The organism is Chitinophaga sp. RAB17, assembly GCF_052114225.1.
Classification (GTDB): domain Bacteria; phylum Bacteroidota; class Bacteroidia; order Chitinophagales; family Chitinophagaceae; genus Chitinophaga.
This window is the reverse complement of sequence record NZ_JBFREI010000042.1, coordinates 1-806: the sequence shown is the minus strand read 5'-3', so window position 1 is coordinate 806 and position 806 is coordinate 1. Positions and strand designations below refer to the sequence as shown.

General features: G+C 50.2%; 1 protein-coding gene. It reads right to left on the bottom strand.

The genetic code is table 11. The features are described 5' to 3' along the window. Positions 1-806: MBG domain-containing protein (locus AB4Z08_RS35765; protein ID WP_441578566.1), on the bottom strand; the 806-nt coding region annotated here is incomplete at both ends.

The window sequence follows — 806 nt, the reverse complement described above, 5'->3', positions numbered from 1 at the left end:
TATACCCGTTGTGCGTCATTGGCTTTCACGGTGAGTGTAGCCGGAGCTACCTGGAAGGTGTTGCTGGCAGGTGTTGCAGCGGTATAGTTACCATTGCCAGCCTGTGTAGCCGTTACCGTTACACTGCCTGCACCGGTGATGGTGAGGGTGTTACCATTAATAGTAGCCGGACCTGAGGTAACGGTATATGTTACCGGTAAACCTGCATCGCTGCTGGCGTTGAGCGTAACCGGTGCATCGCCATATGTTTTACCGGAGATAGCCGGGAAGCTGATCGTTTGAGCCGCCTTTCCTACTGTTAACGTTCCATCGGTAGTGGTGAAGATATAATTTGCTGCACTCATTGCTGTTATAGCCACGGTGATCGGGTAAGTACCCGGTACACTACTGTTATCGGCAATAGTTGTTAGTGCAGGAACGCCTGTTATTACACTGGCATTTTCGCTGTTCACGAAACCAGTGATAGTGGAAGTAAAGGTTGGGTTATTGGCGCCATATGCTTTTGACATATCATCAGCTTTTACTACCAGGATAGCCGGAGCTACCTGGAAAGTAATGCTGACAGGTGTGGCTGCGGTATAGTTACCATTGCCAGCCTGTGTAGCCGTTACCGTTACACTGCCTGCACCGGTGATGGTGAGGGTGTTACCACTAATAGTCGCYGGACCGGAAGTAACAGTATATGTTACCGGTAARCCWGCATTGCTGCTGGCGTTGAGCGTAACCGGTGCATCACCATAAGTTTTACCGGAGATGGCTGGGAAGCTGATTGTTTGAGCCGCCTGGTCAACTGTTAAAGTACCGTT